Here is a 25,206-nt window from a genome sequence, read left to right on the forward strand (position 1 = left end):
TCAGCGCAGCCGCGAATTCCCGCGGTTTTCGATGAGATTACGGTGAGAAGCACCGGCGGCCCCGGCGCCCGGGCTGCCCGCGGGTTCCGGCACCTCCCGCACTTCCCGCCGGTCCTACAGCGGCGTGACGTACGCCCCGGAGATGCCGCCGTCCACCAGGAACTCGCTCGCGGTGATGAACGAGGAGTCGTCGCTCGCCAGGAAGGCCACCGCGGCGGCGATCTCCTCGGCCCGCGCGAAGCGGCCGAGCGGGATGTGCACCAGCCGGCGGGCCGCCCGTTGCGGATCCCGGGCGAACAGCTCGCGCAGCAGCGGGGTATCCACCGGCCCGGGCGAGAGCGCGTTCACCCGGATCCCCTCCCGGGCGAACTGCACGCCCAGCTCGCGGGACATCGCCAGCACCCCGCCCTTGGAGGCGGTGTACGAGATCTGCGAGGTCGCCGCGCCCATCCGGGCCACGAAGCTCGCGGTGTTGATGATCGAACCCCGCCCGTGCCGGCGCATGTACGGCAGCGCGGCCCTGCAGCACAGGTAGACCGAGGTCAGGTTGACCTCCTGGACCCTGCGCCAGGCGTCCAGGCCGGTGGTCAGGATCGAGTCGTCCTCCGGCGGCGAGATGCCCGCGTTGTTGAAGGCGACGTCCACACTGCCGCAGGTCTCGTACGCCTCGTCGAACAGCGCCTCGACCATGTACGGGTCGGTGACGTCGGTGTGCACGAACAGCCCGCCGACCTCCCTGGCGGCCGCCCGCCCGGTCTCCTCGTCCAGGTCCGCGCAGACCACCCTCGCGCCCTCGGAGGCGAGCCGGCGCGCGGCCGCCAGCCCGATGCCGCTGCCCGCGCCGGTGACCACGGCAGTGCGGCCGACCAGGCGGCGGCAGACCGCCTCGTCCTTCCCGGGCTTCTCGGTCATCGGGTGCTGCTCCTCGCTGTGGACGCGGACACGGACGTGTGCCTGGACTTCTCGTGCTCAGTGGCGCGGCGCGTGCGGCCGAGCGCTCACATCCGTTCGAAGGACCGGTAGCGCTCCCAGTCGGTGACGGCCCCGTCGTAGGCGGCCTGCTCGACCCGGGCCATGTTCAGGTAGTGCTCGACCACGTCGTCCCCGAAGGCCTCCCGGGCCAGTTCGCTCTCGGCCCACAGCCCCGCCGCCTCGCGCAGGGACCCGGGCACCCGGGCGTACTCCTCCACCGCGTAGGCGTTGCCCAGGCAGGGCGCGGGCAGGTCCAGCTTGCGCTGGAGGCCGTGCAGGCCGGCCGCGATCATCCCGGCCACCGCCAGGTACGGGTTGACGTCGCCGCCGGGCACCCGGTTCTCCATCCGCAGTCCCGGGCCGTGGCCGACCACCCGGTAGGCGCAGGTGCGGTTGTCCCGGCCCCAGGCGACGGCGGTCGGGGCGAAGGAGCCGGGGCGGTAGCGCTTGTAGGAGTTGATGTTGGGCGCGTACAGCAGGCTGAACTCCCGCAGGGCGACGAGCTGACCGGCCAGGAAGTGCCGCATGGTGTCGGTCATCCGGCCGTCCCGGTCGGCGAAGGCCGGGGCGCCCACCGCGTCGCGCAGCGACAGGTGGATGTGGCAGCTGTTGCCCTCGCGCTCGTCGTACTTGGCCATGAAGGTGAGCGCGCAACCCTGCTGGGCGGCGATCTCCTTGGCTCCGGTCTTGTAGACGCTGTGCTGGTCGCAGGTGGTGAGGGCGTCGGCGTACCGGAAGGCGATCTCGTGCTGGCCGAGGTTGCACTCGCCCTTGGCGGACTCGACGGTCAGCCCGGCACCGGCCATCTCGTTGCGGATCCGGGACAGCAGCGGCTCGATCCGGGCGGTGCCCAGCATCGAGTAGTCCACGTTGTAGAGGTTGGCCGGGGTCAGGCCGCGGTAGCCGCCGAGCCAGGCCTGTTCGTAGGTGTCGCGGAAGACCAGGAACTCCAGTTCGGTGCCGATGTCGGCGGCCAGCCCGTACTCGGCGAGCCGGGCGATCTGCCGGCGCAGCAGCTGGCGCGGCGCGGCGTCCACCGGGTGCCCGCCGTGCCGGGCCAGGTCGGCGGTGACCTGCGCGGTGCCGGGCTGCCACGGCACGAGCCGCAGGGTGCCGAGGTCGGGGCGCATCGCGAAGTCGCCGTAGCCGGTGGCCCAGGACGAGAAGGCGTAGCCGTCCACGGTGTTCATGTCCACGTCCACGGCCAGCAGGTAGTCGCAGGCCTCGGCGCCCGTCTCGGCGACCTCGTCGAGGAAGAACCGGGCGGCGAACCGTTTGCCCTGCAGACGCCCCTGCATGTCGGTGAACGACAGCGCGACGGTGTGCACCTCGCCGGCGTCCACCAGGGTGCGCAGCTCGTCCAGGGTCAGCGGCGGCCGGGGCGGTGAGCCCGCGGCGGCGTTCTCGGGCATGACGGCACCCTCCTCCTCGATCACTCTTCGAGTTCAACCGGTCACAGCGAACCGTACGGCCTGCGGCTCACGGCGCGGAAGAGGGCGGGCGGGTGTGGCGCGCCGATATGCGTGGTTGACGAGGGATCAGACGGTACGGGAGGAGAATGCGCGCCATGGATCGCAGGCCTTTGATCGGTGTCAGCACCTACCTGGTGGACGCGAGTTGGAACGACTGGCGGGGACGCCGGGTCGCCCTCCTGCCGGAGCGGTACACGGCGTACGTCCAGAACTCCGGCGGCATCGCCGTGCTCCTGCCGCCCGACGCCCCCGAACGCGCCTCCGAGGTGCTCGCCCGGCTGGACGCCCTGGTCGTCGCCGGCGGCCCGGACATCGACCCGGCGTACTACGGCGAACCGGCGCACCCGCTGACGGCGGTGGACTCGCCGGAACGCGACGTCTGGGAGGTCGCGCTGCTCCGGGGGGCGATGGCGGCGGGGATGCCGGTGCTGGGGATCTGCCGGGGGATGCAGGTGCTCAACGTGGTCTGCGGCGGCACGCTGCTGCAGCACCTGCCGGACGTGCTGGACGTGGACGTGCACGCGGGCTCGCCCGGGGTCTACGGCGCCCACGTGGTGCGGCCGGTGCCCGGGACGCTGCTGGGCGGGCTGCTGCCGGAGACCGAACTCGAGGTGCCGTCCTTCCACCACCAGGCGGTGGGCCGGCTGGGGTCGGGCCTGCGGGTGAGCGCGCTCGCGCCGGACGGCACGGTGGAGGCGGTGGAGGGGCCGGGCTTCACGCTGGGCGTGCAGTGGCACCCGGAGCAGGGGGACGACCTGCGGGTGATGTCGGCGCTCGTCCGGGCCGCCACCGCGGCGGCGCTGGACGCGGTGGGCTGAGCGGCCGGGCCGGCGGCCGAACGCCTTCGGGCCGCGGCCGCCGGGCGGCGCCGCCGAGCCGGGGCCGGGCGCCACCGCCTCGGCCGCCCGGCCGGTTCGAACGGCAACGACAACGGTCACCAGTACAGCCTTTGGATCTTTGTCGATTCTGCGGTTCACTTCGAGTGCGGGGCGATCGCGCCCCGCGATCGCACCCCGTGCGCCCGGAGAGGACGTCGATGGCCAGGCACGAGCATTCGCAAGATGATCATGCGCATGACCACCACTCGCAGCGCCACGGGCATGACCACGGGAAGGGCCACGCGCACGGCCACGGAGGCCACGGCGGCCACTCGCACGGCGTCGCCGCGGACGCCGACCGCCGCTGGCTGCTCAGCGCCCTCGCCCTGATCGTCGTCTTCATGGCCGGCGAGGTCGCCGTCGGCTTCGCCGCCCAGTCGCTGGCCCTGATCTCCGACGCGGCGCACATGCTGACGGACGCCGCCTCCATCGTGCTGGCACTGGTCGCGATGCGGCTCGCCGCCCGGCCCGCCCGCGGCGGCTACACCTACGGGCTCAAGCGCGCCGAGATCCTCTCCGCCCAGGCCAACGGCGTGACGCTGCTGGTGCTGTCCGCGTGGCTGGGCTACGAGGCGGTGTTCCGGCTGATCGAGCCGCCCGAGGTCACCGGCTCACTGGTGCTGGTCACCGCGCTGGTCGGGATCGTCGTCAACCTCGCCGCCACCTGGTGCATGTCGAAGGCCAACCGCAGCTCGCTGAACGTCGAGGGCGCCTTCCAGCACGTGCTCACCGACCTGTACGCCTTCATCGCCACCGCCGTCGCCGGCCTGGTCGTGCTGACCACCGGCTTCGCCCGGGCCGACGCGATCGCCTCGCTGATCGTCGTCGTGCTGATGCTCAAGGCCGGCATCGGGCTGGTCCGCGACTCCGGCCGGATCTTCCTGGAGGCCGCCCCCGCCGGGATCGACCCGGACGCGGTGGCCGACCGGCTGGTCGCCGAACCGCTGGTCGAGGAGATCCACGACCTGCACATCTGGGAGATCACCTCCAACCAGCCGGCCCTGTCCGCGCACATCCTGGTCACCCCCGGCGGCGACTGCCACGCGGTCCGGCGCCAGCTCCAGCGCCGACTGGCCGACGAGTACGGGATCACCCACAGCACCCTCCAGGTCGACCACGTCGGCGAGGACGAGGCGGGCGCGCTGCTGCAGATCGCCGCCCCGGGCGACCCGACCGCCGAGCACTGCGCCGACGCCCACGGCCCGGTGCACCGCGCCGGACCGCACGAGCACTGAGAACCGGGTCTTCGTCAGCGCGGTGCGGCATGATCTGAGGCGTGACCGCACCGCGACTGATGCTGCTCGACTCCGCCAGCCTGTACTTCCGCGCCTACTTCGGTGTCCCGGACACCCTGCGCTCACCGCAGGGCGAGCCGGTGAACGCCGTCCGGGGCCTGCTGGACTTCATCGCCCGGCTGGTCCAGGACCACCGCCCCGACCGGCTGGTGGCCTGCATGGACGCCGACTGGCGCCCGCAGTGGCGGGTGGACCTCGTCCCCTCGTACAAGACCCACCGGCTCGCCGAGGACGCCGAGGACGGCGAGGAGGAGGTGCCGGACACGCTGGCCCCGCAGGTCCCGGTGATCGAGCAGGTGCTCGACGCCCTCGGCATCGCCCGGGTCGGCTCCCCCGGCTACGAGGCGGACGACGTCATCGGCACCCTCACCGCCCGCGCCGACGGCCCGGTGCAGATCGTCACCGGCGACCGCGACCTCTTCCAACTCGTGGACGACGCCCGGCAGATCACCGTGCTCTACCCGGTCAAGGGCATGGGCAACCTCCAGGTCACCGACGACGCGGTGCTGCTGGAGAAGTACGGCGTGCGCGGCGCCCGGTACGCCGACCTGGCCGCCCTGCGCGGGGACCCGTCCGACGGCCTGCCCGGGGTCAAGGGCGTCGGCGAGAAGACCGCCGCCCAACTGATCAACGAGTACGGCGACCTCGCCGCCATCCGGGCCGCCGCCGCCGATCCCTTCTCCAAGCTGACGCCCGCCCGCCGCAAGAACATCCTCGAGGGCGCCGGCTACCTCGACGTCGCCCCCACCGTCGTCCGCGTCGCCACCGACGCCCCGCTCCCCGACTTCGACCCGGCCCTCCCCCACGAGCCCCTCGACCCGATGACGCTGGAGCACCTCTCCACCCGCTGGGGCCTCGGCACCTCGCTGGAGCGCGTCCTCGAAGCCCTCGCCGCCCGCTGAGCAACGCGGACGGAGGTGCTCCGCGACCACGACGGCGACTCCGCTGCGCGATGCGGAAGGGGCCCCGCACGAGTCGTCTCGTGCGGGGCCCCTTCGGCTCGGTCCGGCTAGCCCACCGAGGAGTAGGCGATGATGCCGCGGCGGAGGCCGTCGACGGCCTTGCGGGCCGTCTTCCGGAGCTCGGCGTCCTCGCCGGCGGCGTCCTGGATCTGGCCGAGGACGTCGATCAGTTGCTTGGTCCAGCGGACGAAGTCGCCGGCCGGCATGTCGGCGTCGCGCAGGACCTGGTCGAGGTTGTGGCCGAGTGCCCAGCGGTAGGCGACCCAGGCGAAGCCGAGGTCGGGCTCGCGCTGGCCGACGCCCTCGGCGGTGTTGATCCGGTGCTGCTCCTCCAGGGCGTCGAGGTGGCCCCAGATCCGGACCATCTTGCCGAGCGCCTCCTTGGCCGCGCCCTCCGGCACCCGGGGGGCGCCGGCGTCGTCGGACTGGCGCGCCTCGTACACCAGCGCCGAGGCGCAGGCGGCGAGTTCGGCGGCGGCCAGGCCCTTCCAGACGCCCTCGCGGATGCACTCGGAGGCGAGCAGGTCGAGTTCGCCGTAGAGGCGGCCGAGCCGCTTGCCGTCGTCGGTGACGGTGTCGCCGCGCAGGTAGCCGAGGTCGGTGAGGAGGGCGCAGACCCGGTCGAAGGTGCGGGCGATGGTGTGGGTGCGCGAACGCATCCGGCGTTCCAGCAGCTCGGTGTCGCGGTGGAGCCGGTGGTAGCGCTCGGCCCAGCGGGCGTGGTCCTCGCGGTCGGAGCAGCCGTGGCAGGGGTGCTGGCGCAGTTCGGTGCGCAGCCGGGTGATCTCCGGATCGTCGGCGGCGGCGGCGCGGCCGCGCCGGAACCGCTCGGGCTCCAGGTGGCCGGCCTTGGTGCGCAGTGCGGAGGCCAGGTCGCGCCGGGACTGCGGGCTGCGCGGGTTGAAGGACTTGGGGATGCGCACCCGTTCGATCGCGGCGACCGGGTGGGGGAAGTCGATCATCGCGAGCCGCTTGACCTGCCGCTCGGCGGTGAGCACCACCGGGCGCGGACCATCCTGGAAGTCGGGGTGGCGGGGGCCGCCCCGGCCGGAGCGGCTGACCGGCGGCAGCCCCGGGTCGAGGACCAGGGCGAGGCCGGCGAACTTGCCGGTGGGGACGTGGATGACGTCGCCCGGCTTGAGCTGCTCGATCGACTCGATGGCGGCCGCGCGGCGCTGGCTGGTGCCCTCGCGGGCGAGTTCGTTCTCGCGGTCCTTGAGCCGGCGGCGCAGTTCCATGTACTCGTCGAAGTCGCCGAGGTGGCAGGTCATCGACTCGCGGTAGCCCTCCAGGCCCTCCTCGTTGCGCTGGACCTGACGGGCGAGGCCGACCACCGAGCGGTCGGCCTGGAACTGGGCGAAGGAGGTCTCCAGCAGTTCCCGGGAGCGGTGCCGGCCGAACTGGGCGACGAGGTTGACCGCCATGTTGTAGGAGGGCCGGAACGAGGACTTGAGCGGGTAGGTGCGGGTGCCCGCCAGGCCGGCCAGCGCCTCGGGGTCGAGGCCGCGCTGCCAGAGCACCACGGCGTGGCCCTCGATGTCGATGCCGCGCCGCCCGGCCCGGCCGGTGAGCTGGGTGTACTCGCCGGGGGTGATGTCGGCGTGGGTCTCGCCGTTCCACTTGACCAGCTTCTCCATGACCACCGAGCGGGCGGGCATGTTGATGCCGAGCGCCAGGGTCTCGGTCGCGAAGACGGCCTTGACCAGGCCCTTCACGAAGAGCTCCTCGACGACCTCCTTGAACCGCGGCAGCATCCCGGCGTGGTGGGCGGCGATGCCGCGCTCCAGCCCGTCCAGCCACTCGAAGTAGCCGAGGACGTGCAGGTCCTCGTCGGGGATGTCGGCGCAGCGCTCCTCGACGATCGCCCGGACCTGGGCGCGCTCGGCGTCCTTGTTGAGCCGCAGGCCGGAGCTGAGGCACTGCTGGACGGCGGCCTCGCAGCCGGCCCGGCTGAAGATGAAGGTGATCGCGGGCAGCAGGCCCTCGGCGTCGAGCCGGTCGATGACGTCGACCCGGCCCGGGGTCCAGACCCGGCCCGGGCGGCCGTTGGGCATGGAGCGGCCCCGGCCGCGGCCGAAGCGGTCACGCGGGTTGCGGTCGAGCTCGGAGCGGGCGAGCCGGACCAGCTCGGGGTTGACGGCCTTGCCGGGGTTCTTCAGGTGGTGCTTGGGGCGGCCGTCGCGGTCCGGGTCGGCGAACAGGTCGTACATCCGGTTGCCGGCCATCACGTGCTGCCACAGCGGCACCGGGCGGGTCTCGGAGACGATCACCTTGGTGCCGCCGCGGACGGTGTCCAGCCAGTCGCCGAACTCCTCGGCGTTCGAGACGGTCGCGGAGAGCGAGACGAGGGTGACCGACTCGGGGAGGTGGATGATGACCTCCTCCCAGACGGCGCCGCGGAAGCGGTCGGCGAGGTAGTGCACCTCGTCCATGACGACGTAGCCGAGGCCGTCGAGGGTGCTGGAGCCCGCGTAGAGCATGTTGCGCAGCACCTCGGTGGTCATCACCACCACGGGGGCGTCGCCGTTGACGGTGTTGTCCCCGGTGAGCAGGCCGACCTTGGCGGCGCCGTAGCGCTTGACCAGGTCGCCGTACTTCTGGTTGGACAGCGCCTTGATCGGCGTGGTGTAGAAGCACTTGCGGCCCGCCTGGAGGGCGAGGTGCACGGCGAACTCGCCGACGATGGTCTTCCCGGAGCCGGTCGGGGCGGCGACCAGGACGCCCGATCCGGCCTCCAGCGTCTCGCAGGCCTCCAGCTGGAAGTCGTCCAGCGGGAAGTCGTACAGCTGCTGGAAGCCGTGGAGCGCGCTGGCCTGCTCCTTGGCCCGGCGACGGCTGGCCGCGTACGCCTCGGCGGGGCTGAGCTCCCGGTCGTCCTGGGGCTCGGGATCGGGGGTGTTCATCGCCGTCCGGGTGTGATTGGTGTGATCTCGCATCTCAGCGAGAGGTTACCCGGGTGGACCGACATCGATAGCACCGTTTTCCGGGCACGTACCTGACCTCCGGGATCACTTCCCTCTCAGATCCATAGTTGCAAATGTCTTCAAGTGATCCGGAGAGAGCCAGGTTCGAACGTCTCCGGTCATTCGCGGTGGAGTCCGCCGGTCACTGCCTACCTTCGTGAGCCACAGCCACCAACGCACGGGAGGACAGCCACGATGGCGAACCTGGAGACGTCCCTCAAAGAGGCCATGGCCATCGACGGCGCGATCGGCGTCGCGCTGGTCGACTACGGCAGCGGCATGGCCCTCGGCAGCCTCGGCGACGGCGGCGAGCTGGACCTCAACGTCGCCGCGGCCGGCAACACCGACGTGGTCCGCGCCAAGATGCGCGCGATGGAGATGCTCAACCTGCACGACAACGAGATCGAGGACATCCTGATCTCGCTGACCCACCAGTACCACATGGTCCGGCCGATCACGACGCCCGGCGGCCGCGGCCTGTTCCTCTTCCTGGCGCTCAACCGCAGCCGCGCCAACCTCGCGATGGCCCGCCACCAGCTCAAGCGGATCGAAGTCGCGCTGGAGATCTGAGCCCGTCGACACCAGGGAAGGGGGGCCACGTGACGATGGAGGCACCTCCCGGCCGGAGGCTGGGGGAGCTCTACCAGGTCAAGGCCGAGTTCTTCCGGATGCTCGGCCATCCCGTCCGGATCCGGGTCCTGGAACTGCTCCAGGACGGGCCGACGCCGGTCCGCGGCCTGCTCGCCGAGCTGGGGGTCGAGCCCTCCAGCCTGTCGCAGCAGCTCGCGGTGCTGCGCCGCTCGGGCATCGTCACCGCCACCCGGGAGGGCAGCACCGTGGTCTACGCGCTGGCCGGGGGCGACGTCACCGACCTGTTGCGGGCGGCCCGGCGGATCCTCACCGGGCTGCTCGCCGACCGGAACCTGCTGCTGGCGGAGCTACGGGCGGCGGGCAGCGAACAGCCGCTGCCGGACGCGGTCGGCGGCTCGGACACCGGGTGACGGCGGACGGTTCACGGCGAAGGGCCCCCGCCACCGCGCCCGGCTACTCCTTGAACAGCTCCACCAGCGCGTCCGCGAGCCGCTCGTACTCCGCGGCCCGGTTGTACAGCTGGGCGCTCACCCGCAGCAGCCCGCCGCCGTCCGGTCCCGGCCGGCCGGTGGCGCGGATGGCGTACCGCCGCCAGAGCTCGGCCAGCAGTGCCCGGGTCTGCGCCTCCGTGTCGGACCGGCCGGCCGGCAGCCGCACGGTGCGCATCCACACCCCGGGCGAGGCGGGCAGCGGCCGCAGCCCCGCCCGTTCGACGAGCACCCGCTGGCCGTACCCGGCGAGGGCGGCGTTGTGCCCGGCCACCGCCTCCTGCCCGAGCCCGCGCAGCAGCTCGAAGCCGGCCGGGGCGGCCAGCCACGGCGTGTAGTCGCAGGTGCCGCGCCACTCGACGCAGGCGGGGAAGCCCCGGTGGTGCTCCCAGGACAGCGCGAGCGGGCGGACCCGCGCGGTCCACTCGGGGCTGACGGCGAGCACGCCGGTGGCGCGCGGGGCGAACGCCCACTTGTGCAGGTTGCCGAACCAGAAGTCGGCGCTCGGGTCGACCGGGGCGGGCAGCATGCCGGGCGCGTGGGCGCCGTCCACCACCGTGGTCACGCCGCGTTCGCGCAGCTCGGCGACGAGCCGCGGGGCGGCCACCGTACGGGCGGTGAGCGAGCTGATCCGGTCCAGGACCGCCACCGCGGTGCGCCCGTCGACGGCGGCGAGCACCGCCTCGCGCACCGATTCCTCGTCGGGGGCGTCCAGCGGCACCGGGGCCACCACCAGCTCGGCGCCGGTCTCGGCGGCCTTGCGGGCGGCGGCCTGGTTGACCGCGCCGTAGCCGTGGTCGGTGACCAGGATCCGGTCGCCGGGGGCGAGCGGGACGGTGTCCAGGGCGATCGCGACCGCCTCGGTGACGTTGGCGACCAGGGCCAGGCGGCCCGGGTCGGTGCCCAGTTCGGCGGCGATCCGGGTCCGGGCCCCGGCGATCCGGTCGGGCAGGTCGGCGAAGAAGCCGTCCGGGTCCAGCTCGTGTTCGACGCGCAGCCGTTCCTGCACCCGCTGCACCGGGACGGGCACGGCGCCGTACGAGCCGTGGTTCAGGTGCGCGGCCTCCGGTGCCAGGCTGAACAGGCCGTCGGCGACGGGCAGCGGGGCCGGGGGTTCGAGGGTGCTGAGGTCATCGACCACGGGGATCTCCCAGGCGTGATGTGTGACATTTCACATGACAGACTACTGGTCGGGGCGCGCCCGCACGACCACCATCGGGCCGTGACCCTCACCGACCCCTTCCTCGCCCTCAGCGCCCGCACCGGCCGGTTCGGCCACGGCGCCCCGCGCGCGTACACCCTCGCCGAGGACGGCACCCGGCTGCTGCTGCTCCGCTCGACCGGTCCGGAGGATCCGGTCGAGCGCCTCCACCTGCTCGACGTCACCACCGGCGTCGAACGCCTGGTCGCCGACCCGGCGGCGCTGGTCCCGGGCCGCAGCGGCGACCGCGACGAACTGCCCACCGCCGAGCGGAGGTTGCGCGAGCGCACCCGACTGGTCGCCGCCGGGATCGGCAGCTACGCGGCCACCCCCGACCTCGCCACCGCCGTCCTCACCCTGGACGGCCGGCTGTTCCGCACCGACACCGCCACCGGCACGAGCGTCGAACTGCCCACCGCCGGGCCCGCGTTCGACCCCAGGCCGGACGCCGAGGGCCGGCGCGTCGCCTACGTCGCCGACGACGCCCTCTACGTCGCACCCGGGTCGACGCCGCTCTCCCCCCGCGACGGCGCCCGCTGGGGCGTGGCCGAGTTCGCCGCCGCCGAGGAGCTCGGCCGCACCCGGGGCCACTGGTGGCGCCCGGACGGCGGCGCGCTGCTGGCCACCCGGGTGGACGAATCCGCCCTCCCCCGACGCCACTTCGCCGACCCGGCCCGCCCCGCCGAGCCCGCCGAGGACTTCGCCTACCCGCAGGCCGGCGGGCCCAACGCGGACGTCCGGCTCTGGGTGCTCGGCCTCGACGGCGGCCGGGTCGAACTGCGCTGGGACGCGGCGGAGTTCCCGTACCTGTGCGCCGCCTCCTGGGCCTCCGACGACGAAGTGCTGCTCACCGTCGCCGACCGGCTCCAGCAGAACGTCCTGCTGCTCTCCGCCGACCCGGCCACCGGCGAGACCCGCGAACTCTCCCGCACCACCGACGCGTTCTGGGTGGACGAGCTGCCCGGCACCCCCGCCCGGCTGCCCGACGGCCGCCTGCTCACCGCCCACGACACCCCGGGGGCCCGCGGCCTCGCCCTGGACGGCAAGCCGCTGGACACCTCCGGGCTGCAGATCCGCCGGGTGGTCGGGCGGTACGACGGACGGCTGCTCTGCGAGACCGGCCAGGGCGACCCGGCCGACCAGTACGTCCACCTGGTCGACCCGGACGGCGGCGCGCCCGAACTCCTCAGCACCGGCGGCGGCGTGCACTCCGCGCTCGCCGCCGCCGACACCCTGCTGCTGACCTCCGCCGACGCCGGCGGCATCCGCCGGGTGGTCCGCCGCGGCGGCCGCGAACTGCCGCTCACCGACCTGAGCGCCGCCCTGCCGTACGCCGTCCGCCCCCGGCTCGCCCGGGTCACCGACCGCGCCCTGCCCACCGCCGTGGTCTACCCGCGCGACCACGTCCCCGGCCGTCGGCTGCCCGTCCTGCTGGACGTCTACGGCGGCCCCGGGTACCAGGCCGTGGCCGCCGAGCCGCGCCGCTGGCAGCTCCGCCAGTGGTGGGCCGACCAGGGCTTCGCCGTGGTCACCACCGACAACCGCGGCACGCCCTTCGTGTCCCCCGACTTCACCCGGGCGATCTTCCGCCGCTTCTCCGGCGTGGCCCTGGACGACCAGGTGGACGCCTTGCGGGCGCTCGCCTCGCACCACCCGGACCTCGACCTCGGACGGGTCGGGGTGCGCGGCTGGTCGTACGGCGGCTACCTCGCCGCGCTCGCGGTGCTCCGGCGCCCCGACGTCTTCCACGCCGCCTGCGCCGGCGCCCCGCCCACCGACTTCCGGCTCTACGACACCGCGTACACCGAGCGCTACCTGGGCCTGCCGCAGGACGACCCGGAGGGCTACGCCGCCGACTGCCTGATCACCGACGCCCCCGGCCTGACCAGGCCGCTGCTGCTGATCCACGGGCTCGCCGACGACAACGTCCACCCCGCGCACACCCTGCTGCTCTCCCAGGCGCTCACCAGGGCGGGGCGCCCGCACAGCGTGCTGCCGCTGCCGGGCGTCACCCACATGACCCCGGGCGGGCTGAACGAGCAGCTCGCGCTGGCCGAACTGGCCTTCCTCCGGGCGTCTTTGGGCTGATCCATTGAGTCCGCCCGGCCGGGCTGGGACACTCCGGACGACCGCCGCCCCACCCGGACGGCGGCACCGGAGGACGGGGAGAGCGCGGATGAGGACCGAGGGACCCGGCCCGGCCGGCGGGCGCCGGTGGACGCCACTGACGGCCGCCAACGCCGGCCTCGCCTTCGGGCTCGAACTCGCCCTGCTGGCAGCGCTCTGCGCCTGGGGGTTCGAGACCGGCCCCGACCTGGCCGCCCGGCTGCTGCTGGGCATCGGCGCGCCGGCCCTGGCGGCCACCGTCTGGGGCCTGTTCCTGGCCGCGGGCGGGCCGAGGTTCCGTCTCCCGCTCGCCGCGGAGATCGCGCTCAAGCCGCTGGTCCTGCTCACCGGGGCACTCGCCCTGCACGCGACCGGGTGGACCGCCCTGGCCGTGGTGTACGCGGTGCTGGTGCCGGTGAGCGTGGCCGTGGAGTACGGCACGCGCCGACGCCCGCCGCGGCGCCGGTCCGGACGGCCCTAAGCTGGAAGCTCGACCCCGACTTCAACAGGACTTGAAGTCGAAAAAGCAGCCGATGGGCGCGACGGACGAGGCGGTGGTCGCATGGGTACGGCACCGGTCGACCTGCTGAGCGTCGGCGAGGTGGCCCGGCGGGCCGGGATCGCCACCTCGGCGGTGCGCTTCTACGAGGACCAGGGGCTGATCTCCTCCGAGCGCTCACCGGGCAACCAGCGCCGCTACCGGCGGCACGTGCTGCGCCGGATCTCGCTCATCCTGGTCGCCAAGCGGCTCGGCATCCCGCTCGCCGAGGTCGCCGAGGTCTTCACCGGGCTGCCCGAGGACCGGATGCCCGGCAAGCGCGACTGGGAGCGGATCTCCCGGCGCTGGGCCGAGCAGCTGCGGGCCCGCCGCACGGAGCTGGAGCGGCTGGAGGAGGAGCTGACCGGCTGCATCGGCTGCGGCTGCGTGTCACTGCGCCGCTGCCGGGTGCTCAACCCGGGCGACGAGCTGGCCACCGAGGGCCCGGGCCCGCGCCTGCTGCTGCCGAACGACGACCACCGGGCGCCGGCGCCCGGCGCACCCCCGGACGGGGTGCGCGGGACGCCGGACGGCTCTCCCGGAGTGGAACCCGGTCGGACGCGGCCCTCGTGAGGTTCCCCGCCGCGTCCGACCGGGGGTCTGTGGCCCCTCAGGCCTCCGGGAAGTGGCAGGCCGCCTCGCGCCCGCCGGTTCCGACCGCCTTCAGCAGCGGCCGTTCCGTCCGGCACAGCTCCTGCGCCTTCGGGCAGCGCGGGTGGAAGCCGCAGCCGGCCGGCGGGTCGGCCGGGCTCGGGGGGTCGCCGAGCAGCACGATCCGTTCCCTGGCCCGCTCCGCCGCCGGGTCGGGCAGCGGTACGGCGGACAGCAGCGCCCTGGTGTACGGGTGCGCCGGGTTGCCGTACACCTCGGCCTTGTCGCCGATCTCGACGATCCGGCCCAGGTACATCACCGCGACCCGGTCGCAGACCCGCTTGACCACCGAGAGGTCGTGCGCGATGAACACGTACGCCAGGCCGAGTTCGCGCTGCAACCGCTCCATCAGGTTGACCACCTGGGCCTGGATGGAGACGTCCAGCGCGGACACCGGTTCGTCGGCGATCACCAGTTTCGGCGAGGTGGCCAGCGAGCGGGCGATGCCGATCCGCTGGGCCTGTCCGCCGGAGAACTCGTGCGGGTAGCGGTCCAGGTGTTCGGGGATCAGCCCGACCAGTTCCATCAGCTCGGCGGCCCGCCTGCGGGCCTCGACGGCGCCCGTGCCCTGGACCAGCAGCGGTTCGGAGATGATCCGGGCCACCGTCTGGCGGGGGTTGAGCGAGGAGTACGGGTCCTGGAAGACCATCTGCACGTGCCGCCGGTGCGGCCGCAGTCGGGCCTGGGAGAGCTCGCCGATCGGGACGCCGTCGAGGGTGACGGTGCCCGAGGTCGGGTCGAGCAGCCGGACGATCATCCGCCCGGTGGTGGACTTGCCGCAGCCGGACTCGCCGACCAGACCGAGGGTCTCGCCCGCGGCGAGGTCGAAGCTGACCCCGTCGACGGCCCGGACCGGTGCTCCGGCCCGCCCGGTGCGGCTCCGCCGCCCCGGGAAGGTCTTGACCAAGTCCCGTACCGACAGCAGTGGTTGTGCGGTCACAGCACTCCCTCCGGCACCAGCGGCAGGTGGCAGGCGGCCTGGTGGCCGGGGGCGAGCGGGCCGAGCGTCGGGCGCTCGGACAGGCAGCGGGCGTGCTCCTCGGCGGGCGCGGCGGTGGTGCGGGCGCAGCGCGGGGCGAAGGAGCAGCCGGGGGCGGGGGAGATCAGCGACGGCGGGCTGCCGGGGATGGCCCGCAGCGGGGCGTCGTCGGTGTCGTCCAGGCGTGGCAGCGAGTCCAGCAGCCCTCGGGTGTAGGGGTGCGCGGGGCGCGCGAACAGCGTTTCCACGGGCGCCTGTTCGGCCGCCCGGCCGCCGTACATGACGAGCACCTCGTGGGCGACCCGGGCGACCACGCCGAGGTCGTGGGTGATCATCACCACGCCGAGCCCGCGGTCCTGCTGGATCCGGGCGATCAGGTCGAGGATCTGGGCCTGGACGGTGACGTCGAGGGCCGTGGTCGGCTCGTCGGCGATCAGCAGCTCGGGCTCGCAGGCGAGCGCCATGGCGATCATGACGCGCTGCCGCATGCCGCCGGAGAACTGGTGCGGGTACTCGTCGACCCGGCGGGCCGGCTCCGGGATGCCGACCTCCGCCAGCATCTCGACGGCCCGGGCCCGCCCCGCCTTGCGGCCGGCCTTGAAGTGCAGCCGGTAGTGCTCGGCGATCTGCTCGCCGACGGTGTAGAAGGGGTGCAGGCTGGACAGCGGGTCCTGGAAGACCATCGCGATCCGCCGGCCCCGGACGGTCCCCCACTCCCGCTCCCCCAGGCCGTTCAACTCCCGCCCGTCGAGCCGGATCGAGCCGGTGACGGCGGCGCCGCGGTGCAGGCCCATGACGGCGAGCGAGGTGACGGACTTGCCGCTGCCGGACTCGCCGACCAGGCCGAGGGTGCGCCCGGCAGCGACGGTGAAGGAGATGCCGTCGACGGCCCGCACGGTGCCGCGCGGGGTGGCGAAGGACACCCCGAGGTCCTCGACCTCCAGCAGACCAGGGGACATCAGTACCTCACTCTCGGGTCGACGTACGCGTAGAGCAGGTCGACCAGCAGGTTCGCGGCGACGATGAAGGCGGCCGCGAGCAGGGTGACACCGAGGATGACGGGCTGGTCGGAGCGGACCAGCGCGTCGTAGAAGAGCCGCCCGACCCCGGGCAGTCCGAAGATCGACTCGGTGATGACGGCCCCGGCCAGCAGCCCGCCGAGGTCCATCCCGAAGATGGTCAGGATCGGCGTCATCCCGGAGCGCAGCCCGTGCTTGACCGCGACGGTCCTGGCCGGCAGGCCCTTGGCCCGGGCGGTGCGGATGTACGGCTCGGCCATCGCCTCGATCATCGAGGTGCGGCTCTGCCGGGCGTACATGGCCGCGTAGAGCAGGGCCAGGGCGGTCCACGGCAGCAGCAGGTTGGAGGCCCAGGCGACGGGGTTCTCGGTGAACGCGTGGTAGGACGGGTAGGGCAGCAGCCCGGCCGACCTGACGACGCCCCAGATCAGCATGATCGAGGTGAAGTAGACGGGCAGCGACGCGGCCCCGACCGAGAGCACCATCAGCGCCCTGTCGACGGGCCGCCCCTTGCGCAGCGCCGAGGTGACGCCCGCGCCCAGGCCGAGGACCAGCCAGAGCAGGGCGGAGCCGACGGCCAGCGAGACGGAGACCGGCAGCCGGTCGGTGAGCAGGTTCCAGACCGGCAGCGAGTACTCGTAGGAGTAGCCGAGGCAGGGGAAGCCGCAGTGGGTGGCGCTGGGCCCGCTGCCGTAGTCGCGACCGGCGAAGATGCCGGTCACGTAGGTGGCGAACTGCTCCCAGACCGGTTTGTCGAGGCCCATCGCCGTCTTGACCTCGGCGATCCGCTCCGGGCTGCAGGTCTTGCCGCAGGCGGCCACCGCCGGGTCGGAGGGCAGCAGGTAGAAGATGGTGAAGGTGATCGCGCAGATCGCCAGCAGGATGCCGAGGGCGCCGAGCACCCGGCGGCCGAGGTAGAGGATCACGACCGGCCTCCCCGCGGGTCGAGGATGTCGCGCAGGGCGTCGCCGAGCAGCGTGAAGGCGAGCACGGCCAGGAACAGGAAGGCCGTGGGGATGAGGAAGTACGTCGGGTCGGTCTCGTAGAAGCTGATGCTCTCGGCGATCATCTGGCCCCAGGAGGGCGTCGGCGGGCGCACCCCCACGCCGAGGTAGCTGAGCGCGGCCTCGGTGGCGATCATGCCGGGGACCAGCAGGGTGGTGTAGGCGATGATCGGGCCGGAGACGTTGGGCAGGATCTCGCGGGTGAGGATGCGCCAGGAGCGGGCGCCGCCGACCTTGGCGGCCTCGACGTACTCGCTGTGCTTGAGCGAGAGGGTCTGGCCGCGGACGACCCGGGCGATGCCGGGCCAGGTGAACAGCCCGATCACCAGGGTGATCAGCAGGACCCGGTTGACGTCCTTGGCCACCGACATCATCGAGATCATGAAGATCAGCGAGGGGAAGGACATGGTGAGGTCCATCAGCCGGGACAGCACGGCGTCCGTCCGCCCGCCGAAGTAGCCGGCCGCGATGCCGACCAGGGTGCCGGTCACCACGACCAGCGCGGTGGCGGTGAAGGCGATCAGCAGCGAGACCTGCCCGCCGTGCAGCACCCGGGCGAAGAGGTCGCGCCCGGTGGCGGGTTCGACGCCCAGCCAGTGCCGGGTGCCGATCCCGCCGAAGGCGCCGATCGGCTGTCCGCCCAGGTAGGGGTCGACGGCGCGCTTGTCGAACTCCTCCGGGGTCCAGCCGCCGAGCGCGCTCAGCGGCCCGGCGAGTGCGGCGAGCAGGACCAGCACGGCGACGGTGACCAGGCCGAACCGGGCCGAGGCCCTGGCCCACAGCTGCGCCCGGACCAGCTGCCAGGGGCCGTTGCCGGAACGTTTCTCCAGGCCCGCTCTCATTGCGCCGTCCGCCTTGCCCGTTCCGCCCGGGCCGCTCGTTCCGCCCGGCCCGCCTGCTCCGCCCGCCCCGGCCGGGACGGGCTCCGTGGTGGTACTCATCGGACCGGCCCTCAGCCCTGGCCCTTGGCGGGGTCCTTGAGGCCGATCGTGGCGAAGTCCCACTGACCGGTCCACACCGGGTGGCCGAAGGCCCCGGCCACGTTCGTCCCCGCCAGCAGCGGGCGGCGCTGCCACAGCATCGGCACCGTGGGCGCCTTCTTCATCAGGTCCTCGTTGAGCTGCAGCCACGCCTTGTCGGCCTCGGTGACGTCGGTCATCGCGTTGATCTGGTCGATCCGGTCCGAGGTGGCCTGGTCGCGGAACTGCTCGACGTTGCCCTGGTTGCCCTTCTCCTTGATGGTGCGGCCGTCGAAGACCAGGGGCAGGAAGGTGGCACCGGAGGGGTAGTCGGGACACCAGCCGAGGATGGCCAGGTCGGGCGCGTTCTTGGTGTCACCGATGGTGTCGTAGTAGACGGACGGGTCGGCGGTGGTGATGGTGACCTGGATGCCCACCTTGGCGAGCGACTGCTGCAACGCCTCCGCCCGGGTCTTGTCCCCGGAGGAGACGGTCAGCGACACCTTGAGGTCGGACTTGCCGGCCTCCTTGAGCAGCTGCTTGGCCTTCTCCGGGTCGCCGGTGGCCGGGATCTTCAGCGGGTCCTGCTTCGTCCCGCCGGACAGCGCGGGCGGCAGGTAGGAGGTGGCGACGTCCGCCATGGCCGGCCCGCCGTTCGCGGTGACCTGGGCGTCCCGGTCCACCGCGTACATCAGGGCCTCGCGGACCTTGGGGTCGTCGAACGGCGCCTTGGAGGTGTTGGGGTAGAGCATGTCGGTGCAACCCTGCTGCTCGGCGATCAGCCGGGACTTCACGTCCGGCTTGGGCAGCACCTTGGCGACGGACTCGGGCCGCAGGTTCATCCACTCGATCGCGGACGCGTCCGCGCCCTCGCTCGCGATGATCCGGTCGTCGACCTGACCGCCCTTCAGGCCCTCGGTGACCACGATCCGGTCCGGGTAGGCCTTGCGGACCGGGTCGGTGGACGGGTCCCAGTTGCCGTTGCGGACCAGGACGAGCTGCTTGCCGCGGTCGTAGGTCTCGATCTTGTACGGGCCGGAGGAGAACGGCCGCAGGTCGTACTGGGTGCCCTTGTCCTGGGACTGCGGCACCGGGGCGAAGGTCGGCAGGGTCGCGGTGTACGAGAACTCGGCGACGGGGCGCTTGAGGTGGAAGACGATCGTCCGGTCGTCGGGGGTCTCGATGCTCGGCAGGTGCTCGCCGTTCAGCGGGCCCCGGTAGTTCTCGCCGCCGGCCAGGTACTGCTGGGCGTAGTCGGGGCCGCCGGTGAGGTCCGGCGCGAAGGAGCGCTCGACGTTGTACTTGACGTCGGCGGACCTGATCGGCGTGCCGTCCTCGTACTTGAGGCCCTCCTTGAGGGTGAACGTCCAGGTCCTGCCGCCGTCCGTGGGCCGGCCGAGGTCGGTGGCGAGGTCGGGGACGATCTCGCTGCCGGCGGCGCCGGGCTCGGCCTTGAAGGTGACCAGGGTGCGGTAGAGCAGCCGGATGCCGAAGTCCATGTTCGGCATGGTCCAGTTGCGGGCCGGGTCGAGGTGGGCGAAGTCCTGGTTGGACAGCACCGTCAGGGTGCCGCCCTTGACCGGGGTGCCCCCGACGATCGTGCCGGACGCGGCGCCGGGCGCCTTGGTGCTGCCGGCCGTGGCGCCGTCGCCGCTGTCGCTCTTGTCGTTCTTGCAGGCCCCGAGGCCGAGGGTGAGGGTCGCCGCGAGGGCCGCCGCGAGGAGGGCATGGGTGCGCCTGGTCATGTGCAACTCCGCTGTGGGGGGCCGTGCTCTGGCCGCGCCGCTGTGTGACCCGTAACATAGTAATGTGAAATTGCACTGCACAAGAGGTGACGCCCTCCGTTACCCAGCTGTGTCCGTGCACCCCCGCCTCCCCAGCCGCGCCTAGGAGTTACCGGTGACCCACGCCCGGACCGGCCTCAACACCGGGAGCCACGACCTCCCGGTCTCCCCCGCCCTGGACGCCTTCATGGGCACCCACTGGGCCGCCACCCCGCTCCCCGCCGACCAGCGCGTCCCCGGCTACGACCGCTTCCCCGGACGACGGGCCCGGCTCTCCGCCGCCTTCCCCGGCGACCGGCTGATCGTCCCGGCCGGACGGCTCAAGGTCCGCTGCAACGACCTGGACCACCGCTTCCGTCCGCACAGCGCCTACGCCTGGCTCACCGGGCTCACCGGCGAGGACCAGGCCGACCACGTCCTCGTCCTCGAACCCACCGGGCCCGAAGGCCACGAGCCGGTGCTCTACCTGCGCCCGCGCTCACCGCGCAGCGGCGGCGAGTTCTACCGCGACCGCCGCTACGGCGAGTTCTGGGTCGGCCGCCGCCCCGACCTCGCCGAGGCCGCGGCCCTCACCGGACTGCGCACCGAACACCTCGACGACCTCGGCAAGGTGCTCACCGGACCGCAGCCGCCCACCCGGGTCCTGGCCGGCACCGACGCCCTGGTCGACGCGGCCACCGGGCGGCCCCGCGCCGACCGGCGCGACGGCGAACTCGCCGCCGTCCTCGCCGAGTTGCGGCTGATCAAGGACGAGTGGGAGATCGGACAGCTGCAGCTCGCCGTGAACCACACCGTCACCGGGTTCCAGGACGTCGTCCGCGCCCTGCCCACCGCACTGCGCCACCCCCGCGGCGAACGCTGGATCGAGGGCGTCTTCGACCTGCGCGCCCGCGCCGAGGGCAACGGCACCAGCTACACCACCATCGCCGCCTCCGGCGCCCACGCCTGCGTGCTGCACTGGATCCGCAACGACGGCGCCCTCGACCCGGGTTCACTCCTCCTGCTGGACGCCGGCGTCGAGACCGACACCCTCTACGCCGCCGACATCACCCGCACCCTGCCGCTCAGCGGCACCTTCAGCCGCGTCCAGCGCCAGGCCTACGACCTCGTCCTCGCCGCCCAGACGGCCGGCATCGCCGCCCTGCGCCCCGGCGCCCGCTTCCGCGACTTCCACCACGCCGCGATGCGCGTCATCGCCGAAGGCCTCGCCGACTGGGGCGTCCTGCGCATCCCCGCCGAGCAGGCCCTCGCCGAGGACAGCGGCCTCCACCGCCGCTACACCCTCTGCGGCAGCGGCCACATGCTCGGCCTCGACTACCACGACTGCGCCCAGGCCCGCGCCGACCGCTACCTCGACGCCACCCTCGAGGAGGGCATGGTCCTCACCGTCGAACCCGGCCTCTACCTCCAGCCCGACGACGAGACCCTCCCCCTCGAACTCCGCGGCATCGGCATCCGCATCGAGGACGACCTCGTGATCACCTCGGAGGGCGCCCACCTGCTCTCCGGCGCCCTGCCGAGGACGGCCGAAGCCGTCGAGTCCTGGATGGCGGACCTGCTGAGCTGAACGAACCTGCGGCGGCGGACGGTCAGGCCACCTTGACCGTCCGCTCCCCCTGCCGGACGGTCACCTCGACCTCGCCACCGATCGCGGCGGCGTACGCCCGCAGGTTGTCCAGGCTGTCCACCTGCCCGTGCTCGATCTGCGACACCCGCGCCTGAGTCACACCGAGCAGCTCAGCCACGTGCTTCTGAGTGAGCCCAGCCTTGCGCCGCAGCTCGGCCAGCTCGTGCCCCCGGATCCGAGCCAGGGTCTCCTGACGGATCCGCGCCCGCCTCGCTTCCGCCTCCGGCGTCGCCAACTCCGGAAACCGCTCCATGACCTCGGCTCGAACCTCGGTCCAACTACGCCCCTTCACCGGCGCGCTCCGTTCCGTTGCTCCTCGACGTAGATCGCGTAGCGCTTCTCCGCAAGAGGAATCGACTCGTCGTACCACTCCGACCAACGACCGGACTTGTCACCCGCCACGAGGATGACGGCTTCGCGTTCCTGGTCGAAGACGAACAACATCCGCACCTCGCTGGCGCCGGATGATCCCGGCCGGAGCTCCTTGAGGTTGTGCAGACGACTGCGATGGATCCGGTCCACCACCGGCCGCCCCAGGGTAGGGCCCTCGTCCGCCAGCAGGTCCAGCGCCTCAAGAATGCACTCCGCCGTTTTCGGATCGTCCTCGCAGACCTGCAAGTACCACTCCTCAACCGGCGCCAGAAGTGTGATCTCCCACATACCGCCACAGTAAGTTGTGACTTATAGGCTACCCCGCAGTCTGCCGCCCAATCCACCCTTGCGAGCGACAACACGCCGCGCCCAGCGCGCGCTGGGCGCACTACCCCCGCGCGCTCCCCCACAGCTCCGCGATGATGCGCTCCGCCGCGCCCGGGCGGGCCAAGCGGTGGGCGGTGCCGGCCCAGAGGTGCATGGCGTCGGTGTCGCCCCGGCGGGCGGCGGCGGCGCGCAAAGGAGCGGTGAGGTGGTGGACCTCGGGGTAGGCGGGCGGGGCGTACGGGCCGTGGCGGTCGATGAAGGCGTTGCGCAGGCCGCGGGCCGGGCGGCCGGTGAAGGCGCGGGTGACGACCGTCTCCGGCCGTTCGGTGAGCGCGGCCCGGTGGGCCGCCGAGGTGCCGGACTCGTCGGCGCGCAGCAGGGCCGTGCCCAGCTGCACGGCCGCGGCCCCGGCCCGCAGCGCCGCCGCGATGGCCGGGCCGTCGCCCAGCCCGCCCGCGGCGATCAGCGGCAGTGCCGTCACCGCCCGGACGGCGGGGAGCAGGTGCAGCAGTGGCAGCTCGCCGGGGGTGTCCGAGATGCGGTGGGTGCCGCGGTGCCCGCCGGCCTCCGGACCCTGCACGCACAGGGCGTCCATCCCGGCGGCCTCCGCCGCCAGCGCCTCCTCGGGCGTGGTCACGGTGCCGACCTGCAGCGTCCCCGCCGCCCGCAGCGCGGCCGCCTCCGCCGCCGTCGGCAGCCCGAAGGTGTAGGAGACCACCGGCACCGGATCCGCGAGCAGCGCGGCGAGCTTGGCCTCCCAGTCGTCCCGGTCCGGCCCGATCTCCTCGGGCAGGGCCACGCCCCACCGCTCGGCCTCCGGCCGCAGCCGCTCCCGGTAGCCCGCGACGGCCGCCCGGTCCCCGGGCGGGCCCGGTACGAAGAGGTTGACCCCGTACGGCCGGTCGGTCGACTTCCTCAGCTCGGCGATCTGGTCGGCCATCGCGTCGGCGCTCCGGTAGCCCGCCGCCAGGAACCCCAGTCCTCCGGCCCGGTTCACCGCCGCCGCCAGTGCGGGCGTCGAGGGGCCGCCCGCCATCGGGGCGCCGATCACCGGGACGGCGAGCTCATCGAGTCGGAAGGGCATCACGCACTCCTCTTGCCACGGGCACGGACCGCTCCCACGCTACGCCCGGCGGATCGGCCCCACCCGCCTTCAGCGGATCAGCCCCCGACCGCGCGCCTCGCGCACCGCCGCCGTACGCGAGTCGACCCCCAACTTGGTGTAGATGTGCACCAGGTGGGACTTCACGGTGGCCTGGCTCAGGTGCAGCCGCTGGCTGATCCGCTGGTTGGTCAGCCCGTCCGCGACCAGCCCGAGCACCTCGGTCTCCCGCGCGCTGAGCGCCGCAGCGGGCGAGCGCATCCGCTCCAGCAGCCGGTCCGCCACGCTCGGCGCCAGCGCGCTGCGTCCGGCCGCGGCGGCCCGGACCGCCTGGGCGAGCTCCTCGGGGGGCGCGTCCTTCAGCAGGTATCCGGTCGCTCCGGCCTCCAGCGCGGGCAGGGTGTCCGCGTCGCTGTCGTAGGTGGTGACCACCAGCACGCGCGGCGCGCCCGGCCGGGCGGTGATCTCGGCGGTGGCCCGGGCGCCGTTCATCGCCGAGCCCGGTCCGAACTGCAGGTCCATCAGCACCACGTCCACGCCCGGCTCGGCCGCCAGCTCGACGGCCCGCTCCGCGGTGGCGGCCTCCGCCACGATGGCGAAGTCGGGTTCGCTCTCCAGCACCGCCCGCAGCCCGGCCCGCACCACCGGATGGTCGTCGGCGATCAGCAGCCGGATCACGCGCCGGCCTCCGCGGTCACCGGCAGCTGCACCGCGAGCGCCGTGCCCTCCCCCGGCGCCGACTCCACCGTGAAGCTGCCGCCGAGCGCCCGGGCCCGTGCCCGCATCGTGGGCAGGCCGAATCCGCCGCCCCCGGCGTCCCCGCCGCTGCGGCCGGCGACCGCCGCCGGATCGAAGCCGGCCCCGTCGTCGTACACGTCCAACGCCACCTCGCCCTCCATGTAGCTGAGTGTCACCTCGGCCCGCGAGGCCTTCGCGTGCCGCACGGTGTTGCCGAGCGCCGACTGCGCGATCCGCAGCAGCGCCACCTCCTGCGCGGCCGGCAGCCGGACCGGGCTCCCCGAGAGGTGCAGGTGGACGGGCAGCCCGCTGTGCGCCGTGGTGGTCGCGCACAGGCGCTCCAGTGCGACCGGCAGCTGGTCGCCGTCGAGCGCCGGCGGGGTGAGTGCCCGGACGAAGCGCCGGGCCTCGTCCAGGTTGTCCTGCGCCGCCTGCCGCGCCTGCTCGACGTACCCGGCGGCGGCCTCGGTGCGCTCGGGCAGCGCCCGCTGGGCGGCCCGCAGCAGCAGTTGGATGGAGCTGAGGCTCTGTGCCAGCGTGTCGTGGATCTCCCGGGCCAGCCGCTCGCGCTCGGCCAGCACCCCCGCGGTGTGGTGGGCGGCGGCGAGGTCGGCGCGGGCGGCGGTGAGCTCGTCGATCAGCCGGCGCCGCTCCTCGCTCTCCCGGTACAGCGCCTGGTAGCCCAGCACGGTGGCGGTGGCGACGGCCGCGCCGAGCAGGGGGCCGATCGAGGCGGCGAGGCTGAAGCTCTGCTGGTGCCAGGACCAGGCGGCGATCGCCGCGACGGCGGTCAGCCCGACGGCCACCGGCCCGCCGCGCCGCCCGAGCAGGTGCAGTTCCAGGAAGTACAGCGGGAACGCCAGCCACACCCCGTCCTGGGTGGCGACCAGCAGCCCTGTCCAGGTCGCCGCGAGCAGCGCCAGCCAGAGCGCGGCGGCCCGCCGGGAGGTGCGGACGGCGGCGAGCCGCGGCCCGCCGGCGTAGCCGGCGGCCATCGCGGAGGCCGCGGCGGCGACGGCGGCCGGATCACCGCCCCGGTCGGCGAACGCGGAGCGGGCGACGACGAGCACCAGCAGGCCCGCCACGAGCAGGTGCAGGCAGGTCCGCAGGACGCGGGCGACGGGAGTGGGTCTGGATCGTTCGGTCGCCATCCTCCCAGCCTAAGTTCGACACCCGGA

23 protein-coding genes are annotated in these 25,206 nt (G+C 73.5%); 9 read left to right on the plus strand and 14 right to left on the minus strand.

The genetic code is table 11. The features are described 5' to 3' along the window. Positions 1 to 114 precede the first annotated feature (114 nt). On the minus strand, positions 115 to 912 hold the full coding sequence (locus ACGF07_RS16265) for a 3-oxoacyl-ACP reductase (protein ID WP_392899180.1): 798 nt from the start codon (positions 910 to 912) through the stop codon (positions 115 to 117). Between the two features lie 86 nt (positions 913 to 998). Then, positions 999 to 2,384 (minus strand): glutamine synthetase family protein, encoded by a 1,386-nt coding sequence (locus ACGF07_RS16270; protein ID WP_350744465.1) that lies wholly within the window; start codon positions 2,382 to 2,384, stop codon positions 999 to 1,001. 155 nt (positions 2,385 to 2,539) lie between these two features. Here ACGF07_RS16270 and ACGF07_RS16275 point away from each other — a divergent pair, with 155 nt between their 5' ends. From ACGF07_RS16275 to ACGF07_RS16285, 3 genes are all read left to right on the plus strand, one after another. Then, complete coding sequence (locus ACGF07_RS16275) at positions 2,540 to 3,262, plus strand: gamma-glutamyl-gamma-aminobutyrate hydrolase family protein (protein ID WP_350744467.1); 723 nt, start codon at positions 2,540 to 2,542, stop codon at positions 3,260 to 3,262. Between the two features lie 218 nt (positions 3,263 to 3,480). Then, positions 3,481 to 4,557 (plus strand): cation diffusion facilitator family transporter, encoded by a 1,077-nt coding sequence (locus ACGF07_RS16280; protein ID WP_392899184.1) that lies wholly within the window; start codon positions 3,481 to 3,483, stop codon positions 4,555 to 4,557. Positions 4,558 to 4,616: 59 nt separating this feature from the next. Then, positions 4,617 to 5,519 carry a 5'-3' exonuclease H3TH domain-containing protein gene (locus ACGF07_RS16285; protein ID WP_392899308.1) on the plus strand — a complete coding sequence of 301 codons (903 nt, stop codon included), beginning with the start codon at positions 4,617 to 4,619 and terminating at the stop codon, positions 5,517 to 5,519. 107 nt (positions 5,520 to 5,626) lie between these two features. On the opposite strand, the gene ACGF07_RS16290 is transcribed toward ACGF07_RS16285, so the two are convergent. Beyond that, entirely contained in the window at positions 5,627 to 8,482 is a 2,856-nt protein-coding gene (locus ACGF07_RS16290; protein ID WP_350743726.1) for a DEAD/DEAH box helicase, read from the minus strand. 255 nt (positions 8,483 to 8,737) lie between these two features. On the opposite strand from ACGF07_RS16290, the gene ACGF07_RS16295 reads away from it, so the two are divergent. Together ACGF07_RS16295 and ACGF07_RS16300 are read left to right on the plus strand one after the other, a co-directional pair. Further along, entirely contained in the window at positions 8,738 to 9,112 is a 375-nt protein-coding gene (locus tag ACGF07_RS16295) for a hypothetical protein (RefSeq protein ID WP_350743725.1), read from the plus strand. Positions 9,113 to 9,147: 35 nt separating this feature from the next. Continuing rightward, positions 9,148 to 9,543, plus strand: a complete 396-nt coding sequence (locus tag ACGF07_RS16300; RefSeq protein WP_392899310.1) for an ArsR/SmtB family transcription factor — start codon at positions 9,148 to 9,150, stop codon at positions 9,541 to 9,543. Between the two features lie 43 nt (positions 9,544 to 9,586). Here the strand turns inward: ACGF07_RS16300 and ACGF07_RS16305 are convergent, their stop codons facing one another. Beyond that, positions 9,587 to 10,762 carry an aminotransferase class V-fold PLP-dependent enzyme gene (locus tag ACGF07_RS16305; RefSeq protein ID WP_392899187.1) on the minus strand — a complete coding sequence of 392 codons (1,176 nt, stop codon included), beginning with the start codon at positions 10,760 to 10,762 and terminating at the stop codon, positions 9,587 to 9,589. Positions 10,763 to 10,843: 81 nt separating this feature from the next. On the opposite strand from ACGF07_RS16305, the gene ACGF07_RS16310 reads away from it, so the two are divergent. The 3 genes from ACGF07_RS16310 to soxR all read left to right on the plus strand — a co-directional run bounded on the left by ACGF07_RS16310 (position 10,844) and on the right by soxR (position 14,039). Further along, the gene (locus tag ACGF07_RS16310) at positions 10,844 to 12,910 is read left to right on the plus strand and encodes a prolyl oligopeptidase family serine peptidase (RefSeq protein WP_392899189.1); all 2,067 of its coding nucleotides are present in this window, start codon (positions 10,844 to 10,846) and stop codon (positions 12,908 to 12,910) included. An 88-nt stretch (positions 12,911 to 12,998) separates the two neighbouring features. Then, positions 12,999 to 13,409, plus strand: coding sequence for a YrdB family protein (locus ACGF07_RS16315; protein ID WP_392899192.1), 411 nt, complete (start codon positions 12,999 to 13,001; stop codon positions 13,407 to 13,409). Positions 13,410 to 13,490: 81 nt separating this feature from the next. Next, positions 13,491 to 14,039 carry a redox-sensitive transcriptional activator SoxR gene (gene soxR / locus ACGF07_RS16320; protein WP_392899195.1) on the plus strand — a complete coding sequence of 183 codons (549 nt, stop codon included), beginning with the start codon at positions 13,491 to 13,493 and terminating at the stop codon, positions 14,037 to 14,039. 37 nt (positions 14,040 to 14,076) lie between these two features. Here the strand turns inward: soxR and ACGF07_RS16325 are convergent, their stop codons facing one another. The 5 genes from ACGF07_RS16325 to ACGF07_RS16345 form a co-directional block, all read right to left on the minus strand. Then, positions 14,077 to 15,090, minus strand: coding sequence for an ABC transporter ATP-binding protein (locus ACGF07_RS16325; RefSeq protein ID WP_392899312.1), 1,014 nt, complete (start codon positions 15,088 to 15,090; stop codon positions 14,077 to 14,079). After that, entirely contained in the window at positions 15,054 to 16,055 is a 1,002-nt protein-coding gene (locus tag ACGF07_RS16330) for an ABC transporter ATP-binding protein (protein WP_392899198.1), read from the minus strand. Before ACGF07_RS16330 ends, ACGF07_RS16325 begins: the two co-directional genes overlap by 37 nt. Then, positions 16,055 to 17,041 carry an ABC transporter permease gene (locus ACGF07_RS16335; protein WP_392899200.1) on the minus strand — a complete coding sequence of 329 codons (987 nt, stop codon included), beginning with the start codon at positions 17,039 to 17,041 and terminating at the stop codon, positions 16,055 to 16,057. The genes ACGF07_RS16330 and ACGF07_RS16335 overlap by 1 nt, the downstream gene beginning before the upstream one ends. Next, positions 17,038 to 17,961 (minus strand): ABC transporter permease, encoded by a 924-nt coding sequence (locus ACGF07_RS16340; protein WP_392899315.1) that lies wholly within the window; start codon positions 17,959 to 17,961, stop codon positions 17,038 to 17,040. Before ACGF07_RS16340 ends, ACGF07_RS16335 begins: the two co-directional genes overlap by 4 nt. 110 nt (positions 17,962 to 18,071) lie before the next feature. Next, positions 18,072 to 19,823: an ABC transporter substrate-binding protein gene (locus tag ACGF07_RS16345; RefSeq protein ID WP_392899203.1), complete on the minus strand. Its 1,752-nt coding sequence runs from the start codon at positions 19,821 to 19,823 to the stop codon at positions 18,072 to 18,074. Positions 19,824 to 19,977: 154 nt separating this feature from the next. Between ACGF07_RS16345 and ACGF07_RS16350 the strand changes: the two genes are divergently transcribed. Next, positions 19,978 to 21,429, plus strand: a complete 1,452-nt coding sequence (locus tag ACGF07_RS16350) for an aminopeptidase P family protein (protein WP_392899205.1) — start codon at positions 19,978 to 19,980, stop codon at positions 21,427 to 21,429. Positions 21,430 to 21,451: 22 nt separating this feature from the next. Here the strand turns inward: ACGF07_RS16350 and ACGF07_RS16355 are convergent, their stop codons facing one another. From ACGF07_RS16355 to ACGF07_RS16375, 5 genes are all read right to left on the minus strand, one after another. Then, the gene (locus ACGF07_RS16355) at positions 21,452 to 21,742 is read right to left on the minus strand and encodes an XRE family transcriptional regulator (RefSeq protein WP_392899208.1); all 291 of its coding nucleotides are present in this window, start codon (positions 21,740 to 21,742) and stop codon (positions 21,452 to 21,454) included. Positions 21,743 to 21,777: 35 nt separating this feature from the next. Beyond that, positions 21,778 to 22,149 (minus strand): type II toxin-antitoxin system RelE/ParE family toxin, encoded by a 372-nt coding sequence (locus ACGF07_RS16360; RefSeq protein WP_392899211.1) that lies wholly within the window; start codon positions 22,147 to 22,149, stop codon positions 21,778 to 21,780. A gap of 100 nt (positions 22,150 to 22,249) precedes the next feature. After that, positions 22,250 to 23,272 (minus strand): nitronate monooxygenase, encoded by a 1,023-nt coding sequence (locus ACGF07_RS16365; RefSeq protein ID WP_350738656.1) that lies wholly within the window; start codon positions 23,270 to 23,272, stop codon positions 22,250 to 22,252. Between the two features lie 69 nt (positions 23,273 to 23,341). Beyond that, positions 23,342 to 23,968 (minus strand): response regulator transcription factor, encoded by a 627-nt coding sequence (locus ACGF07_RS16370; RefSeq protein ID WP_350738654.1) that lies wholly within the window; start codon positions 23,966 to 23,968, stop codon positions 23,342 to 23,344. After that, positions 23,965 to 25,179, minus strand: coding sequence for a sensor histidine kinase (locus tag ACGF07_RS16375; RefSeq protein ID WP_392899214.1), 1,215 nt, complete (start codon positions 25,177 to 25,179; stop codon positions 23,965 to 23,967). The genes ACGF07_RS16370 and ACGF07_RS16375 overlap by 4 nt, the downstream gene beginning before the upstream one ends. Positions 25,180 to 25,206 lie beyond the last annotated feature (27 nt).

The organism is Kitasatospora sp. NPDC048194, assembly GCF_043202455.1.
Taxonomy (GTDB): domain Bacteria; phylum Actinomycetota; class Actinomycetes; order Streptomycetales; family Streptomycetaceae; genus Kitasatospora.

Excerpts from the sequence above, each read along its gene's own strand:
- ACGF07_RS16300 (WP_392899310.1), top strand. The coding sequence starts at position 9,148 with ATGGAGGCACCTCCCGGCCGGAGGCTGGGGGAGCTCTACCAGGTCAAG.
- ACGF07_RS16315 (WP_392899192.1), top strand. The coding sequence starts at position 12,999 with ATGAGGACCGAGGGACCCGGCCCGGCCGGCGGGCGCCGGTGGACGCCA.
- ACGF07_RS16285 (WP_392899308.1), top strand. The coding sequence starts at position 4,617 with ATGCTGCTCGACTCCGCCAGCCTGTACTTCCGCGCCTACTTCGGTGTC.
- ACGF07_RS16340 (WP_392899315.1), bottom strand. The coding sequence starts at position 17,961 with ATGAGAGCGGGCCTGGAGAAACGTTCCGGCAACGGCCCCTGGCAGCTG.
- ACGF07_RS16355 (WP_392899208.1), bottom strand. The coding sequence starts at position 21,742 with ATGGAGCGGTTTCCGGAGTTGGCGACGCCGGAGGCGGAAGCGAGGCGG.
- ACGF07_RS16375 (WP_392899214.1), bottom strand. The coding sequence starts at position 25,179 with ATGGCGACCGAACGATCCAGACCCACTCCCGTCGCCCGCGTCCTGCGG.
- ACGF07_RS16265 (WP_392899180.1), bottom strand. The coding sequence starts at position 912 with ATGACCGAGAAGCCCGGGAAGGACGAGGCGGTCTGCCGCCGCCTGGTC.
- ACGF07_RS16360 (WP_392899211.1), bottom strand. The coding sequence starts at position 22,149 with ATGTGGGAGATCACACTTCTGGCGCCGGTTGAGGAGTGGTACTTGCAG.
- ACGF07_RS16270 (WP_350744465.1), bottom strand. The coding sequence starts at position 2,384 with ATGCCCGAGAACGCCGCCGCGGGCTCACCGCCCCGGCCGCCGCTGACC.
- soxR (WP_392899195.1), top strand. The coding sequence starts at position 13,491 with ATGGGTACGGCACCGGTCGACCTGCTGAGCGTCGGCGAGGTGGCCCGG.
- ACGF07_RS16275 (WP_350744467.1), top strand. The coding sequence starts at position 2,540 with ATGGATCGCAGGCCTTTGATCGGTGTCAGCACCTACCTGGTGGACGCG.
- ACGF07_RS16330 (WP_392899198.1), bottom strand. The coding sequence starts at position 16,055 with ATGTCCCCTGGTCTGCTGGAGGTCGAGGACCTCGGGGTGTCCTTCGCC.
- ACGF07_RS16365 (WP_350738656.1), bottom strand. The coding sequence starts at position 23,272 with ATGCCCTTCCGACTCGATGAGCTCGCCGTCCCGGTGATCGGCGCCCCG.
- ACGF07_RS16345 (WP_392899203.1), bottom strand. The coding sequence starts at position 19,823 with ATGACCAGGCGCACCCATGCCCTCCTCGCGGCGGCCCTCGCGGCGACC.
- ACGF07_RS16295 (WP_350743725.1), top strand. The coding sequence starts at position 8,738 with ATGGCGAACCTGGAGACGTCCCTCAAAGAGGCCATGGCCATCGACGGC.
- ACGF07_RS16280 (WP_392899184.1), top strand. The coding sequence starts at position 3,481 with ATGGCCAGGCACGAGCATTCGCAAGATGATCATGCGCATGACCACCAC.
- ACGF07_RS16290 (WP_350743726.1), bottom strand. The coding sequence starts at position 8,482 with ATGAACACCCCCGATCCCGAGCCCCAGGACGACCGGGAGCTCAGCCCC.